The sequence below is a fragment of the Novipirellula herctigrandis genome, assembly GCA_007859835.1.
GTDB classification, from domain to species: Bacteria; Planctomycetota; Planctomycetia; order Pirellulales; family Pirellulaceae; genus Novipirellula_A; species Novipirellula_A herctigrandis.
The window spans coordinates 169,053-185,407 of record SJPJ01000001.1; the positions used below are offsets into that span (position 1 = coordinate 169,053).

Annotated in this window: 9 protein-coding genes; 7 read left to right on the forward strand and 2 right to left on the reverse strand. The window is 53.7% G+C overall.

Going from position 1 to position 16,355, the window contains the following annotated elements:
- Window positions 1-74: 74 nt before the first annotated feature.
- On the reverse strand, window positions 75-2,951 hold the full coding sequence (gene uvrA, locus CA13_RS00615; protein WP_473087429.1) for an excinuclease ABC subunit UvrA: 2,877 nt from the start codon (window positions 2,949-2,951) through the stop codon (window positions 75-77).
- Between the two features lie 868 nt (window positions 2,952-3,819).
- Between uvrA and CA13_RS00620 the strand changes: the two genes are divergently transcribed.
- From CA13_RS00620 to CA13_RS00645, 6 genes are all read left to right on the forward strand, one after another.
- A complete protein-coding gene (locus CA13_RS00620) occupies window positions 3,820-5,667 on the forward strand; it encodes an endonuclease/exonuclease/phosphatase family protein (RefSeq protein WP_146393840.1) in 1,848 nt (615 codons plus the stop codon).
- Between the two features lie 283 nt (window positions 5,668-5,950).
- Window positions 5,951-6,310, forward strand: coding sequence for a hypothetical protein (locus tag CA13_RS00625; RefSeq protein ID WP_146393842.1), 360 nt, complete (start codon window positions 5,951-5,953; stop codon window positions 6,308-6,310).
- Window positions 6,307-6,798: a DUF4019 domain-containing protein gene (locus CA13_RS00630; protein WP_146393844.1), complete on the forward strand. Its 492-nt coding sequence runs from the start codon at window positions 6,307-6,309 to the stop codon at window positions 6,796-6,798. Before CA13_RS00625 ends, CA13_RS00630 begins: the two co-directional genes overlap by 4 nt.
- 592 nt (window positions 6,799-7,390) lie before the next feature.
- Window positions 7,391-9,337, forward strand: a complete 1,947-nt coding sequence (locus tag CA13_RS00635) for a glycoside hydrolase family 16 protein (protein ID WP_419193766.1) — start codon at window positions 7,391-7,393, stop codon at window positions 9,335-9,337.
- A gap of 255 nt (window positions 9,338-9,592) precedes the next feature.
- Complete coding sequence (locus tag CA13_RS00640) at window positions 9,593-10,888, forward strand: Gfo/Idh/MocA family protein (RefSeq protein WP_419193767.1); 1,296 nt, start codon at window positions 9,593-9,595, stop codon at window positions 10,886-10,888.
- A gap of 65 nt (window positions 10,889-10,953) precedes the next feature.
- Window positions 10,954-12,924 carry a HEAT repeat domain-containing protein gene (locus CA13_RS00645; RefSeq protein WP_419193768.1) on the forward strand — a complete coding sequence of 657 codons (1,971 nt, stop codon included), beginning with the start codon at window positions 10,954-10,956 and terminating at the stop codon, window positions 12,922-12,924.
- A gap of 28 nt (window positions 12,925-12,952) precedes the next feature.
- Here CA13_RS00645 and CA13_RS00650 read toward each other — a convergent pair whose 3' ends face one another.
- Window positions 12,953-14,170 carry an FG-GAP repeat domain-containing protein gene (locus CA13_RS00650; RefSeq protein ID WP_146393850.1) on the reverse strand — a complete coding sequence of 406 codons (1,218 nt, stop codon included), beginning with the start codon at window positions 14,168-14,170 and terminating at the stop codon, window positions 12,953-12,955.
- A gap of 372 nt (window positions 14,171-14,542) precedes the next feature.
- Here CA13_RS00650 and CA13_RS00655 point away from each other — a divergent pair, with 372 nt between their 5' ends.
- Window positions 14,543-16,093, forward strand: a complete 1,551-nt coding sequence (locus CA13_RS00655) for a sulfatase family protein (RefSeq protein ID WP_146393852.1) — start codon at window positions 14,543-14,545, stop codon at window positions 16,091-16,093.
- The last annotated feature ends 262 nt before the right edge of the window (window positions 16,094-16,355 follow it).

The following is a 16,355-nucleotide window of genomic DNA, read 5'->3' on the forward strand; positions in this document are numbered from 1 at the left end:
CAGACACCTCTCCGACCATTTGCTGCTGTCGGCGAGCCATGCACGGAGCGAGGGGGTGGCTAGTGGCGTCTGCGCTAGGCATCAAGGATATCCCGGAGGAACCGTCCGGTGTAACTCGATTTTCTACTGGCGACTTTCTCAGGTGATCCCTGAGCCACTAACCGCCCGCCAGCGTGACCGCCTTCGGGGCCGAGGTCGATGATCCAGTCCGCGGTCTTGATGACGTCCAGGTTGTGCTCGATCAGAATCACCGTGTTACCAGCCTCAACCAATCGATCGAGCACCGTCAGGAGCATGCGTATGTCTTGGAAGTGCAGCCCGGTGGTCGGTTCGTCGAGGACATAAAGCGTGCGGCCGGTATCGCGCCGAGCCAACTCACGGGCGAGCTTGATGCGTTGTGCCTCGCCACCAGAAAGAGTGATGGCGGATTGGCCGAGTTTGATGTAGCCGAGTCCGACGTCGATTAGGGTGTCGAGGATCGTGGCGATCTTGGGTTGATTTTCGAACAGGTCTCGTGCCTGACGCACCGAGAGGTCCAACACCTGGGCGATGGAATGATCTTTGAACAGCACGTCGAGTGTGGCGTCGTTGAATCGTCTGCCTTGGCACGTTTCGCAAGGGACGTACACGTCGGCCAAGAAGTGCATCTCCACCCGTACGAACCCGTCCCCCTTGCACGCTTCGCAACGTCCGCCCTTGACGTTAAAAGAGAAGCGGCCTTTTTTGAATCCGGCGACCTTGGATGCCGGCAACAGGGAAAAGAGATCGCGGATTAGATCGAAGACCTTCGTGTACGTTGCGGGATTGCTTCGGGGCGTGCGTCCGATGGGGGCCTGGTCAATGTTGATCACCTTGTCAATATGTTCCAGCCCTTCGATTCGATCATGTTGGCCCATCTCGACGTCGGAGCCGTGCAGGTGACGAGCCAATGCGGGATAGAGAACCTGATTGATCAGCGTCGATTTGCCAGCGCCCGAAACCCCGGTGACGGCGACCAAGAGTCCCAGAGGAATCGGGACGGTGATGTCGGCCAAGTTGTTTTGCCGTGCTCCGTGAACAGTGATCCATGATGAATCTTCGCGGCCCGGTCGCCGTCTTTGCTCCGGACAAGGGATGTCTTCCTTGCCGGCCAGATAGCGTCCTGTGACGGATCGCGGATTACGCCGAATTGCGGCCGGGGTTCCCTCGGCAATGATCTGTCCGCCCAGCAAACCAGCGCCGGGACCGATGTCCACGATCCAGTCCGCCGATTTCATGGTCTCCCGATCATGCTCGATGACGATGAGAGTGTTGCCGATATCACGTAGGTGAAAGAGCGTTTCCAACAGCCGAATGTTATCACGTTGGTGGAGACCGATGGAGGGTTCGTCCAGGATGTACAGAACGCCGGTCAGTTCCGAGCCGACTTGCGATGCCAGACGGATGCGTTGTGATTCGCCGCCCGATAGCGTTGGCCCCTTCCGCGATAGACTCAGGTAATCCAATCCCACGTTGATCAGAAAACGCAGGCGATTTCCAATCTCCTTAATTAATTCTTCGCCGATCAAACGGCGATTTCCAGTGAGCGCAAGTCCTGAAAGAAAATCGTTAGCCTCTCCGATCGTCATCTCGGAAAGCTGGACGATCGACTTGCCGCCGACACGCACGCCGACCACCTCTGGCTTAAGCCGTGCGCCGCCGCAGGTCGCACAAGTCTGCTCTGCCATGAAGCCGGCGTAGTACTTCTTCTGATGCTCGGATTGGGTTTGCTGGTATCGCCGCATGAGTGTCGGCACGATACCTTCCCAGGTCAGACTCACGTTGGCTTGGATTTTTTCGGAGTCCCATTTGACTTTCAATTCCCGGTTACCGCCGCCGTGAAGAATGATGTCCCGCTGCCGCCGGGTCATCTTGGACCAAGGCCGGTCGAAGTCGAAGCCCCACTGTTCCTGCATCGCCGCCAATTGCCGTCCTCCCCACGAGCGAGCGCCTCCACGCTTGACATAACCGGACCACGGCACGACCGCACCTTCCCAGATGGAAAGTGATTTGTCCGGAATGATTTTGTCGGAATCCATCGTCACGGCACTTCCGATACCATTGCAATCCGGACACATGCCTTGCGGTGAGTTGAAGGAAAACAGCGGTGGCGACAAGGCTGGGTAGGCGCGGCCGCAGCAGGTGCGTGCCTCGCTGAACGCTAGATCTTCGCGCGTCGGTACATGCACTAGCACCCGTCCCTGGCCGAACTTGAGACATTGCTCCACCGAGTCAGTCAAACGTTGTTTGAACGCTTTGCCGGCTTTGATTACCAAGCGATCCACCACGATCTCGATCGTGTGCTTCTTTTGCTTGGGCAGTTTTTGCACGTCCCCGAGCGATTGAATGACCCCATCGATTCGCACACGCGAGAACCCTTCGATTAGAAGTTGTTTCAATCGGTCGCGATGTTCGCCCTTGCGGTTCTCAATGATCGGTGCGAGCAGCATAATCTTTGTCTGGTCTGGCAGATCGAGAATCTGGTCCACCATATCTTGAGCGTTCCCTCGTCCGACCGGTTTGCCGCAGTCCAAGCAGAATTGTTCGCCAATCCGCGCGTAAAGCACGCGGAGGTAGTCGGAGATTTCGGTGATCGTGCCCACCGTCGAACGCGGATTGCGACTAGCTGCCTTCTGGTCGATGGAAATGGTGGGGGATAGCCCGCGGATCATGTCGTAGCGTGGTTTGTCCATCTGGCCGATAAACTGACGCGCGTACGCCGATAGCGACTCCACGAAACGTCGTTGCCCTTCGGCAAAGATCGTATCGAACGCCAACGAGGACTTGCCTGATCCAGAGACTCCCGTGAAGACAATCAATTTCTTCTTGGGCAGCTCGATGTCGACGTTCTTGAGGTTGTGCTCTCTCGCCCCTTTAACGACGATCGTGTCCAGTTCGGCCGTGCGTTTTCGTTTTCTTTGTCGTTGCGTCATTTCAAATGGCGCCATCCGCCGTGTTTGTCGTTTAAGTTTGGCTCCGTGGAGCCGCTTCCAATGCCTATTCCAAACTGCTTACGAGACTGTGACAAATGGCAGAGCGTTTCAAGCGGCCGGCAACCAATAACGATTCTAATCGATCTTGCCTCCTGATTTTGGAATTAATGGCAATTGTCATCCACTCGGTCGCCCAGATCTCGCGCACGTCAGCGAAAAGAGATTTCAATCACCAGTGATATTATTGTGAACGCCCTCATCCACATGTAACGACGCCTGAGAAAAATTGCGCGAGTGTTGGATTCAATACACGCGTGATCGATACCGGCGACGGTCCCTGTTCAGCAACGCACTACCACCAACCCCGAAACAATGGCTGATCGTCAGAGACCTTGAGTTCAAGATGCGGAAAGCGAAGCATTTCGATAAGGACGGGCTGCCGTGATTAATAACGACTTGAGCGTCTGTTTTTGTAGAGTCGCATGCTAGACGGAGGGAGTGTTCTGAGCCCACCCGCTTCAAAAAAGCAAAGTGACGGAAAGCCGCCGGGACGAATGGGCGAAGCTTTGCAAGCCAATTCAGCCGCCAATCCTAGGATCCACCCAACCGGATCGAGTGACGTCTTGGAATAATATCGACGAAAACCACATCGTACGGCAATCGGAATTAGACGTTTGAAGCTTTGTTTTTGCCAGTAGGAATCATCAATTCTCGACTCGGAAAACTAATTTGCAGTGTCCATTTCCTGCGAATGTTCAGGAATTAAATCCGTTCGATGACCGGCCTACAATGATTCTTCTTTAATTAAGATAATGATCTCGTAGACGAGAATCTTGTTTGTCAGCAATTCAACCCACCGGAAAATGATATGGCCTATTTGCCTAGCCCGCCCCTGAGGAAAGCCGCGTCTCCTGTCTACTTTGCTCAACGCGCGAGCATGATGGTTCGCTTCGTTCTATGTCTCTTTGTTTTTGTTTTCGCAACCTCCTGCTACGGACAATCAGAACCGAACTCAACTCACTCGCTTGCGTTTGCACCGGAGCCTCCGACGCAGCGAGGCTTGGATGCAAATCTTTATATGCAAACATCTGCGGAGTACCGCGCCGCGTGTATTCAAGCGTACCAATTGGCATACCTGCGGCTACGACAACAATGGGCGTCGAGGAAAGATCGCAACGAGAAACATGCTGTGATTCTCGATCTTGATGAGACCGTTGTCGATAACTCAGGATTTCAAACAAAATTACTGCAAAGTGGGCTTGCGTATGACCAACGTCTTTTCGATCAATGGGAGGAATTGGGCGGTAGCCAGACGGAACTAATTCCAGCTTCGAAGGAGTTTGTTCTCGCGGCTCGATCGCTTGGTGTCACCGTTTTCTTCATCAGCAATCGAAACGAGGATTACCGACTGCAGACAAAGCAGACGCTTCAGCGACTCGGTATTCCCATTGAAGACGAGCGAGAACTAAAGTTACGTACGACAACCAGCAATAAAACAACGCGTCGGGCGGAGATAGCCCAAGACGGGTTTACCGTATTGTTAAACATTGGCGACAACCTGAGGGATTTCGACGAATCCTTTAAGTCGCCGTCGTTACCCCCTGCGTCAGTTTCCGCTGACCTGACCGCAGCGATTGAACATCGAAAACGCCGAGTGGACCAAACGCGGTCGAAGTGGGGTCGGTCATGGATTGTGCTTCCGAACCCAGTCTACGGTGAATGGATGAAACCCTTCGGTCGTGGTCTCGATGACCTAGCCCAATTGAAACACGCGAATATGAAATGCGGTATCGCATTTTGGAATGTAGAGAATCTGTTTGATACGCAGGATGATCCCGATGTCGAAGGCGACGAGGAATTTACACCCACAGGACCAAAGAAGTGGACTGAGGAAAGGTACCAAATCAAACTAAACAATCTAGCGAAAGTCATCGGCCAGATGAACGGTCAACTGGGGCCCGATATTTTAGGGCTCTCTGAAATCGAAAACCTTGTTGTCTTGGAGGCACTGATCGAAAAGCTAAAACTTCTCGGCCGAGACTATCGAATCGTACATCACGACTCGCCGAGCGGACGCGGAATCGATTGTGCGTTACTCTACGATGCGGCAGTGTTTGGATTGCAGGATTCAAGGTTTCATTTCGTGGATGCTGGAAATACACGAGAAATTGTTGAAGCAACGTTCACGCGAAACGATCACAAATTGACCGTCTTTGTGAACCATTGGCCCGCGCGTAGTCACGACGCTTCGTTTCGTATTGCCGCGGGTACAACGTTACGAAAACGCATCGACGAACTGCTGAGTGTCGATGCATTGGCAGACATCATTGCAATGGGAGATTTCAACGATCATCAATCCGACGAATCCATTAGTACCGCGTTGGGAGCGACGGCGGAGCTAGCGGAGATTCAAGGAGGGAAGCTTTTCAATACGATGTTTGCTGTGGATTCAATCGAGCCTCCAGGAACTTATGTTTACGACAATCAGTGGGAAACGCTTGATCAGATATTTGTTTCACCTGGAATGTTGATTCCCAATGGAGTTAGTTGGGTGTTGGGATCCACAAGGCCGGCGATTTTGACGTGGAACCAACTATACGACCCTCGTGGCGACGCCATCGCGCGGCCGAGTCGGTCTTACTCAGGCCCTTTCTTTCACGAGACGGGTTACTCAGATCACTTGCCTGTAGTCAGTTCGGTGTTTTGGGCACGCTAGACGCCGTGGGTGTAACCAACGGACCGCTGCAAAAGACGCTGATCCTCACTGTTCGCAATGCCCGCTCGGCAACGCGTCGCGCCGTTAGCTCGCAGTCGGGACGATTCATTCGATAACGAGTTCGTCCATGCCATTTTTGATGCGACTCTCTTCGTTAGATTAAAAAAGCAAAATCCAGCAAACGGGCCAAACGGGCAGCAAACGGGGGCCACCCAAACACGTTTGCACTGCAGCGGGGATTTGCTAAGATTCCTAGTCGAAACATTCAGCCCATGAGGTCGCTATGCCACAGAAACCACGTTATGAAGTCGCAGATTCCGGCGAAGTTCAAGTGTTCCAGGCTGTACAACGTTGCGTACGACGCGTCTTTCTGTGCGGTGAAGACTTTCTGTGCGTGAAGACCGGTTTTCAGGGCAATCCTATGATTGCATCGCCGTGGTGGGATTCGCGATCGCTGGACATTTTGGCCAGTGTTTTCGGAATCGATTGCCTGAGCTATACGGTGCTGAGCAATCACTTGCATCTGGTTGTGCGCAGTAAGCCCGATATGGTTGCTCCTTTTGCCCCTCCTAAAAAGCTCGGTACAAAAGAAGAAAGTCGGCTGGCCCCTTTGTTCTCCTTGATCCCGACGAGCTTCCGATGACAAAAGCTAAAGCGATCGTCCCGATCTTTATCGCATGTGTCAGTATCGGTGTTTTATTGGCCGGATCATGTGCTGGACTGCTCCTTTTCGGTTTCAAGGATGTGAAATCACAGGTTTCTCCAAAAATTGACGCAATGTTTTCAGCAATCGACAACAATACTTTTGCTGAAACCTATGAATCCGAAACGACCCAATCGCTACGCGAATCAGCGACGAAGGATCAATACACGGCTGTTGGCGACCTGATCAGACTTCGGCTTGGCAAACTGAAATCTAAGTCCTTGCAAGGATTCACAACTACAAAATATATTTCTGGATCTTCCATTAATGTTTCGTACGATGCGACATTCGAAAATGGAAACGGTACGATAATCGCCAAATTGAAAAAGGAAGATGGCACGTGGAAATTCGTGGTCTTTCGCGTCACTTCTCCAGTGTTTGCGCAGGACATCGAGACTGGACAAAACAAAGGTGGCAGCACTCAATAATGATTACTGGCCCAGGGACGTATGATACCACCCACCAAATGTTGGTACTATGGAACCCCATTATGAGTGGATTGTCCCGCAGCATCGTAGACTCGGATCCGGCAGAAATTCAGAGGCGTTGGCGTCTCGCGAGAGAACCGATTGTGCCGATGGGTCAATTAGGCTGCGTTCCAAACAGCAATAATACATTGATCGTTTGTCTTGCCTCGGTGCTCTTCTTTCCTATGGCTGTATCGAATGTCATAGCCGTTACGGAAATGCCATTGGGGTTGGTCAGTAGCTAGCCACGGGCGAGCGGAATAATGTATAATCTTAGGCGAGCGTTGGGCGGATGGAGTATTTCGGAATCCACTTGCTTGGATCATCCTGGACTCCTGTACCTGCCTGCCAAGTTTCTTGTACTTTACTGTCCCCGTGCAAGGAACCGAATGCCTACCTTACCCCCTCCTTGTTGTTGTAACCGCGTTAGTGGTTACGCACAGCGATCACAAGCGTAACCGTGCAATTTTTTATGCCGGCCTTGGAACGCTTGTCAATCCTGCGTTAGGGCCGTTACCTTTCGCAACCACAATGATGCATCGCGGCTGCGTAAATGAAGCAAGTTATCCGAGTCGTCGTTATGAAGTACATCATTCTTTTCGTTCTCACAGCGGGATTCTTCGCAACTACCATCCTTGCCCAAGAAGCGGGGTCCACTGCGAAGATCGATGGGTATCACGAGTTCAATTACGGCCAGGTTGCCGAAGATGCTGAGCAATGGACTCAGGCGATCCGCGTCATGCAGCCCGCGCTTCGTTCCGAGGTTCGTGGTGACGTGACAGTGAAGTTTCAGGCATCCGGTATGCCCCATGCAAACGCTCTTTGCTGGCACCAAGCGGAATCACTTGATCGTTGGGGCGAAGATTCCAATTTGATTCCTGGGGGAATCGTGTTGGACGCCAATGGCAATGGAACGTTTGTCTTCCCGGCTGATGAATTTCCGCATGGTCCGGTGAATGTCCGCATCTACGCTCACAACGGCAACGACAAAAAGGATATTTTTGAACTGCAGTTGTTCAATTTAGGCGGTGTGAAATGGAATGAAGGCATCCCCGCAACGGATCCTCCGGCGACCAAAGGGATGCGTCTGATTTATGCCGACGATTTTGACGGTCCAAACTCGATCTCCAATGATGGGCGTGATGCGAAATACAACGCTCATAAACCGGGCGGTGGAGACTTCAGCGGATGGCAATTTTCGAACGTGCTTGGCGACGGTAAGCCGTTTGACCAGAAAGACACGTGGCTGAGAATTGCCGCACGGAAAGATGATGAATCGCCCAACGGACGCAGCGGAATTATCGCGTCGGTCAATCGCGACTTTGAAGGCGTCTGGGCGAAAGCGCCGTGCTACATGGAGTGTCGTTTCACGGCACAATCCGCAATCGGAACATGGCCGGCATTCTGGACTTTGGCCCTCGGCGATGAAGGGACCGACGAACTTGATATCATCGAAGCATATGGCGGCAAAGGCACGGGAAATCCAAACCATGGCGGCTATTCGATTGTGTCTCACTTTTGGGAACAGAAGAACGCGGACGGTACGGACAAGAAGGCCTTTTCGACACGGGTGCCGATTATGGAACTCGGCGGTAAGTCTTATTGGTCGTCAACGTTTCATACTTATGGGGTCTATATTGGATTGGAGGAGACGGTCTATTACTTCGATGACATCGAGGTGTTGCGTCATCCGTCCGGAACCGTCTCGATCCACTATCCGCATTTCTTCATGGTCAACTACGCGATTGGCGGGATTAGTGGTTGGCCGATCGACTTGGAACGTTACAGCAACGGCACCGACATGTGGGTCGACTTTGTCCGCGTTTATGCCGAACAACCTGTCATCGAAGGTTACACGCCCAACCTTGGCCCGATTCCACGGATCAAAACGGCAGCTGTCGGCTTGAACTTTTCAGTCAAGGATGAAGCGTCGACTCAACTTTCGCCAAACCAAGCTGCCGGCGCGGCGGGCGTGGCACAAGGCAACTGGAATAACCTGGTAGGGCCAAGCGGGCAGATGACACAAGGCATGGATGACAAAGGAAACACGGTTGATGGTTTGACGGTCAAATGGTCCGTGCCCAGCGAGGAACATGCGTGGCGATCGAAGCTAGGCAGAGACTGGGGCTTCGAACATGCTAACCTGAAACTGCAAAGCGGCTATATCCAACTCGGTGGTGAGCTTTCTGTCGCGGACGTGCCTTACAAGAAGTATGACGTGCATGTTTATCTGGCGGCTGATGACAACCAAGGCTCGGGCAGCGTAACGATTTCTTCACCCGACGGCGGTGTTGTCGCAAACAAGACCTATTACTATTGGAAACGTTGGCTTGACGGGATATTCGTCGAATCCGACGCCACGAGTTTGGACGAAGTGAAACCTTCGAATTGCGTCGTTTTTCGCGGCATCACGGCCAAGCAATTTAAAATCGAATGGACCGGAAACTTGAAGCAGGGTTGGACCGGCGTGTCAGGTATCCAAATCGTCGCCCAACCTTGAACAACGCACATGAACTGGAACTCAGAGAACAACTCGGACTTAGAGAACGGCGCGATCGTCGACAAAGAAGTACCGGCCAGCGTGTTCCATTGACAGCGTGTTCCATTAACTATGTGTGTGAACGAGAAGATGGTCGGCGTCAGTGGGCGGGCTTCGCACGGGCGTGATTTGTTAGAACGTCTTTGCTGGGTCGGCAACCGAGACGTAGGCGAGAACGAGGACTCCAAAAACATAATTCAACGAGAGGAGCCAGACGTGTCGAATGGGCTAACACGAAGACGATTCTTGAAGGGCACGGCCAGTTCGCTGATCGCGGCGCCGTATGTTGTACCGGCATCGGCACTGGGAAGAGATGGTGCCACAGCGCCCAGCGAGCGCATCTGCATGGGGTTCGTCGGTTTGGGTGGACAAGGCGGCGGCCACTTGTTCGGTGGCGCCTGGACCTATCTGCCCGGTGGCTACTTGGGACGCGATGATGTCCAGGTGTTGGGCGTTTGCGACGTTCAAAGGAAACGGGCTGATGACGCAGCCACACGCGTACAACGGCACTATGCTGATCGATCCGGACGTGGGAATTATCGTGGTTGCCGACCCTACGATGACATTCGAGAATTGGTGGCTGACCCAAGCATCGACGCGGTGCTGATTGCTGCGGCCTATCATGCCGCCACGACAAACACACTGATCGCGTTGCGAGCCGGCAAAGACGTCTATTGTGAAAAGCCCACTAGCGTCACGATTCGCACCGGGCGTGCGGTGGCCGATACGGCTGCTGCTTTCGGACGCGTGTTTCAGGCCGGAACGCAGCAACGATCGGAGTACGATGGCCGCTTCCGCCGCGCCGTGGAATTGGTTCGCGGCGGTCACATCGGTCAGCTGCAGCGAATCTACTCTTACCAAGTTGGTGGCGGACTGACCCCGCCTGCATCAACTGATCGCGGCGGAGCGATTCCCGTGGACGTGAACTGGGAAGCTTACGTCAACTGTTTGCCATGGTTCAACTACGACGGTCATACTGGTGCCCATCGCTTCGGCTGGGGCGACATCAATTGGGGGCAACATCATTACGACATCGTCCAATGGGGCGCGGATGCGGATGAAACAGGGCCGCTAGAGATCCGGTTGGAGGATGGCAAGCCCGTCTTCCGCTACGCCAATGGCGTCGAGATTATCGGTGGCCCGCTGCCCGGCAAGGGTTGGGACGAAGGTGGTGCAACCTTTGTCGGTACCGAAGGTTCGGTCACGGTGCATCGCAACGTCTTGGTTTCCGATCCGCCGGAACTACTGCGTGAGACGCCGATACCAAACGACTCAGGCGTATACTACTCCAACAGTCACTCGGGCAATTTCCTTGAGTGCGTGCGCACTCGGCAACCAACCATTTGCAACGCAGAAAGCACTCACCGGGCGGCCAGCCTGCTGCTGTTGGGCGGGATCGCCATGAAAATGGGCCGGACGTTGAGGTGGGACCCCGTCAAGGAGGAATTCCCAGACGCGGCCGACGCTAACCGGCTGCTGACGATGGCATCCCGCGAACCTTGGAATGATTAAAGGTTGTGTAGTAGTGGAATGTAACACGAGTTGTGATGCGGAGCCGATTACTGGAAAAGTGTCCCATGCGAGATGCAAATTTAATGACCTTCATGAAACGAAACCTATGGGTGATTGCCGTACTCAGTGTTAGTTGCATTACGAGTGGCCCCGTATTAAGCCAGTCGAACGAAGATATTTTGCTCAGCGTGCTGGCTTCGGATGCCTCGGTCGCAGACAAATGTAATGCGTGTCGCGAGTTGCAGGCTGTGGGTACGGAAAAGGCGATTCCCGCCTTGGCGGAGCTTTTAACGGAACCAAGCGTTTCGCATACGGCACGAATGGCGTTGGAAGTGATGCCCTATCCTCAGGCTAGCGCCGCGTTACGAGAGGCAGTAAGCAAGACCAGCGGTTTGACGAAATCTGGCATCATCGCCAGCTTGGGGGAACGTCGCGACGCCGAAGCCGTGACGCTTTTCGCTGAATCGATGAAGGACGATGGCCCGCATGTGCGAGTTGCAACTGCCATAGCACTCGGAAAAATCGGGACCACGGAAGCCGCTGAGTTATTGGCCGCTGGGCATGCCAAGTCGAAGGTTGATAACACGACGGATATCAGCCAAGCGTTGGTAATCTGCGCCGATCGATTGTTCGCCGCGGGCAATCGAGCGAAAGCTTTGGCGATCTACACGAAACTGTCGCAGCCGAACCAACCCCAAGCCGTTCGGATAGGGGCCTTGCGTGGTCGACTGCAGTCCGCCAATTCAGGACTCGCGATGGCGATCGAACAGGCAATGGTCGATGACGATTTGTTGGTTCGACAAGCGGCTGCCAGCCAGTTGCCGAGTCTGTCGATTCAGGCATTTCGTGATTTCGCAAACAAAATGCAGACGAATTGGTCGCGTCTTCCGGCCGAGGGACAAGTGGCGATGATGGCGGCGATTCGTACTCGACAGGACAAATCGTTGGCGTCTATCGCCTTACAAGCCGCCAGCGACAAGGACTTGGCGGTGCAAGTCGCTGCAATCCGAGCATTGGGAATTGTCGGCGATGCATCCGCGTTGCCATTGCTAATCCAATCCGCGATACAGGACGATGAGGTTGGCAAAGCGGCACGTCATAGCCTTGAACTTATCAGTGATCCCAAGCTCGATCAGCAGATCGCGTCTATCCTTCGTGCAGAAGATGTCGCGGAACGCCGCGCTACTTGGATCGAAGTCGTCGAGGCAAGACGCCCGTTGGGAGCCGTATCGCTATTGCTGCAAGAGGCATCCGGAAGTCATCCGCGGGTTCGCCGTCGCGCGATGGCTGCGTTGGCAAATTTGGCAGGACCGAATGACATTGCCGCCATGACCTCTGCCGTATTGCATGCTGAGAAAGGCTCCGAACGAGATAGTGCGGAGAAAGCCGTGATGCTTGTTTGTCAGCAGATAAATGAATCGGATAGACGAGCGGATTTGATTATCCAAGTTCTCCAAAGTTCAAGTCCCAAAGACCAAGTTGCGCTGTTGCCAATGTTGGGTCGCGTGGGGGGAAGCAAAGCGAAACAGGAAATTGAGGCTGCGCTTAGATCAAGAGAATCAGCACGATACGACTCCGCAGTGCGAGCGATCTGTAATTGGCCGGATGCGTCGGTAGCGGAGCAATTGTTGGCTCTTTCTGAGAACGCGGAGTCGTCGGCACATCGACTTTCCGCTTTGCGTGCCTTCATTCGCGTCATTGCACTTCCGAGTGATTTGCCAAATACCCAAAAACTGAATTTGCTTGAGCAGGCGATGGGACGGTCGGTCCGTGACGAAGAACGCAACTTGGTCTTGCAGCGTGTCTCGGCAGTACGGACCGTCGAGGCGTTGCGTTTTCTGTTGCCCTACTTGGACCAGCCATCGCTTGCGCAAACCGCCGGCGCGTCGATCACAGAATTGGGGCGGCACAAAGATCTCCGAAATCCAAACCAAGTCGAGTTCATCCCGGCGCTGGAAAAGGTCCTAAAGACCAATCAAAACCAGGGAACTCTTGAGAATGCGAGGCGGTACATCCAGGCCGCTCATGAAGGCTGATCACTTTGCGGCGTTCCCAAACGCCCACTCATTTGATGCCAGGGTTTTCGTACCATACAACACCAAGTGATTGACGCTCTTCGCAAGTCATCACGTCCAAATCGCCGTCACCATCGAGATCGATCAACTCCATGCGGTCGAACTTGCACTCATTCGTGGGGTCGACCACTTGCCAATCTTTTCCGGATTGTTTGAGCCACATGCCAGGCTGTTTTGTGTTGGCAGAATCGGCGTGCGTGTTTGCCGTGAAAATAATTGTATCCGGCGTCAACAATCGAATTGCTTTGCCAAAAGGAACGTCGGCTGGATTGGCATGTGATGTCGCATCCCATTTGTCGTACCCACTCTTCTTAAAATCAAAGAACTTCTTCTGACGAGTTGTGACAAGGACTCGATCGGGAGCCGCGTCAATGAAAAGTGGGTCCGTACCAGTTGCCCCGATCGTGTGTTCAGTCCAACTAGCGGTTTCAGGATTCTCGTCGGGTTGTTCCAACCATGCTACACATCGATGTTTTGAGGTGCGATCGCTGAATACGATGTCATTGTCGCTGTCATCGTCCATGTCCATCGTTTGAATGGACATGATCCAGCCGCAAGCTCGCAGTGTACGGGGCTGCCAGTCTTCGATTTGGTCCGAATGTTGAGTTGGTGGAAACAAGATGGTCAGTGTCGCGTTTGAATTCTTCGAACCAAAAACAAGTGCAGACTTGCCACCGCGCAGCAGAACGGTTGAAGCGAACATCCACTGCTGGCCATCAAGAATGGATAGCGGGGACGTTTTCCAGTTCGATTGTTTAAGCAATTCCTGTTTCGAAACGCTGCTTCCGTCGAAGCGATGAACCAGTACCTGTTTCAGCCTACCTTCATGGCAACTGATTACGTCCAATTGGCCATCACCGTCAACGTCGAAGGGCAGTGCATCTTCAGGGGATTTTCCTATCCCAACCGTCACGGACGGCCATGGTTTGGTTGCGGTCGTGACGCCCGGGTTGAGGTAAAGTCGAACGACGCCGGATTCTTCCCATCCTGTCACGACGTCTTGCAGTCCATCCCCATCGAAATCACCAAGTTTTACACCGTCGGCGCCTTGGAGAGTATTGTCAATCGCGTGTCGCTTCCACGGTTCTTCCGCCTTCGCTGTCGACACGAGAGTCGCTTGAATTGTGGCTAGCAATCCGATGATCAACAGGAAGCAGATGCAACTTCTTTTTCGGCCCGTCATTCGTAGCACGCTCGCAATCGCCATGATTCAACACTCCCCCCCAAATTCTGCTTTTAAGATTACGAAGTTCGGTGGCCGGCTAGTATACACCGATTTGACAGCGGTCGACCAATCTACGCCGGATCGCATTGATAACGAAGCGGAAGTCCGCTCGCCATTAGGTGAGCCACCATCAGTCGCATCGATCTGGATTAGATGCTCGTGGGCAGGCGAGACAGTGACAAGCCAACATTGACCGTCGATATCCAGTATTATGATTCACTAGTTTGTCACTTCAGGCATACGTGAGATGTTCCGTTGCAATCATGGCTCAGGTAGAAAGGCATTGTTCCACCGATGCGCTGACTACGCATCACATCCGTCATACGAACCAGCGAACCACGATTGGAGTAATCCATGATTCGAAGTGCGGCCCTCTGCTACATCCTGGCGACGAGCGGCTTGATCGGGTTCAGTTTTTGGGCTGTTCCCACCCACGGTGCGACTCCCGACGAGAAAACGTCTCAGGCAAAACCTGCAACTCACGGCCAGCACCAGTCGCCCGACGTCCGACCTCCTAATTTTGTCGTAATCTTCGCTGACGATCTCGGCTATCAGGACCTTGGGTGCTTCGGCGCGAAGGCAATCGCTACGCCGCGGATCGACGCAATGGCTCGCGAAGGCGTGCGTTTTACCGATTTTTATGCTCAACCGATTTGCGGTCCCTCGCGAGCCGCAATCATGACTGGCTGTTACCCGCTGCGGGTCGCCGAACGCGGCAATATCAAGAACGTCCATCCCGTGCTCCACGACGGCGAAATGACGATCGCCGAGGTACTCGGCCAAGCTGGATATGCCTGCGGCTGTTTCGGAAAATGGGACTTGGCCGGTCACTCGCAGACGCAATTTCACGCCGATCTGCTGCCGACTCGCCAAGGATTCGACTTTTTCTTTGGGACGCCCAGCAGCAACGATCGCACGGTGGACCTGTATCGCAACGACGAACGGATTCAGACCAATGCCAAAATGTCAACGCTGACACAGCGATACACGGACGAAGCGATCGCGTTCATGGAGCGGCACCGCGATGAGCCGTTCTTCGTCTATCTGCCGCACACCATGCCTCACACGCGACTGGCCGCCTCGGAGCCATTTCGGGGCAAAAGCAAACGTGGTTTGTACGGCGATGTGGTTGAAGAGCTTGATTTCAATGTTGGTCGCATACTGGACGCGGTCGGATCGATGGGCTTGGAGATGAGCACATATGTGCTTTTCATCAGCGACAACGGACCGTGGCTGATCAAAAACAAAAACCATGCCAACGGGCACTTGCCCAGCGACCATGGCGGGTCGGCGGCGACACTTCGTAGCGGAAAGGTCTCCAGTTTCGAAGGTGGCGTGCGCGTGCCTGCGGTGCTGTGGGGACCAGGCCGCGTACCGGGCGGACTGACCTGCGGCAAGCTGGCCAGCACGCTCGATCTACTGCCCACGTTCGCCGCGCTCTCAGCTGCCGAAATGCCCAAGGATCGAGTGGTCGACGGTACCGACATCGGGCATTTGTTCCACGGAGAGTTCGAAAAGGCCGATCCAAACAAAACGTTTTTCTACTATCTCCGCGTACAACTACAGGCTGTGCGTCAAGGGAAATGGAAACTACACCTGCCGCGTGACGAGCAACCGATCGGCGTTGCCCCATTCAGCCGTAACAGTCACATCGCGCCGGATGATCGTGTAGGTTTCGCCGAGCCATTTCTGGTGGACTTAGACAACGATCTTGGCGAAACGACGAACGTCTCGGACCAACATCCCGAAGTCGTTCAACGATTACTGTCGCTTGCCGAGCAGATGCGGCTCGACCTCGGCGATTACAACCAAGTTGGAAACAACATGCGGTTCTTTGATCCAATCGATCCGCGACCAACAACGCCACCTGTCCCACAGACGAAAAAGTCCAAAGCGAAACGTTGATAGACGTAATCAATATGCATTCAAACAGGTCGCATCACGATGAAACGGTGTGGATTTGACAAGCTTGCACGGAAGAAACCGCGGATGAAAACGGGACGGTGGTTGAAACGCTAAAGCAACCGCCGAACGGTTATCCTCCTCAGGGAAGCCCCTCGATTTTCGGCTTCGCCGCGACTTTCGAAACATGCAAGGCAGTCGCAAGTCGGGTTGGACATCGCACAAGACGATCCGCATGCCCTCACTAAGAAATAAGACTTGGCCA

Bases quoted from the DNA above. Each gene is read 5' to 3' on its own strand.
- uvrA (WP_473087429.1), bottom strand. From the start codon at position 2,951: ATGACGCAACGACAAAGAAAACGAAAACGCACGGCCGAACTGGACACG.
- CA13_RS00620 (WP_146393840.1), top strand. From the start codon at position 3,820: ATGGCCTATTTGCCTAGCCCGCCCCTGAGGAAAGCCGCGTCTCCTGTC.
- CA13_RS00625 (WP_146393842.1), top strand. From the start codon at position 5,951: ATGCCACAGAAACCACGTTATGAAGTCGCAGATTCCGGCGAAGTTCAA.
- CA13_RS00630 (WP_146393844.1), top strand. From the start codon at position 6,307: ATGACAAAAGCTAAAGCGATCGTCCCGATCTTTATCGCATGTGTCAGT.
- CA13_RS00635 (WP_419193766.1), top strand. From the start codon at position 7,391: ATGAAGCAAGTTATCCGAGTCGTCGTTATGAAGTACATCATTCTTTTC.
- CA13_RS00645 (WP_419193768.1), top strand. From the start codon at position 10,954: ATGCGAGATGCAAATTTAATGACCTTCATGAAACGAAACCTATGGGTG.
- CA13_RS00650 (WP_146393850.1), bottom strand. From the start codon at position 14,170: ATGGCGATTGCGAGCGTGCTACGAATGACGGGCCGAAAAAGAAGTTGC.
- CA13_RS00655 (WP_146393852.1), top strand. From the start codon at position 14,543: ATGATTCGAAGTGCGGCCCTCTGCTACATCCTGGCGACGAGCGGCTTG.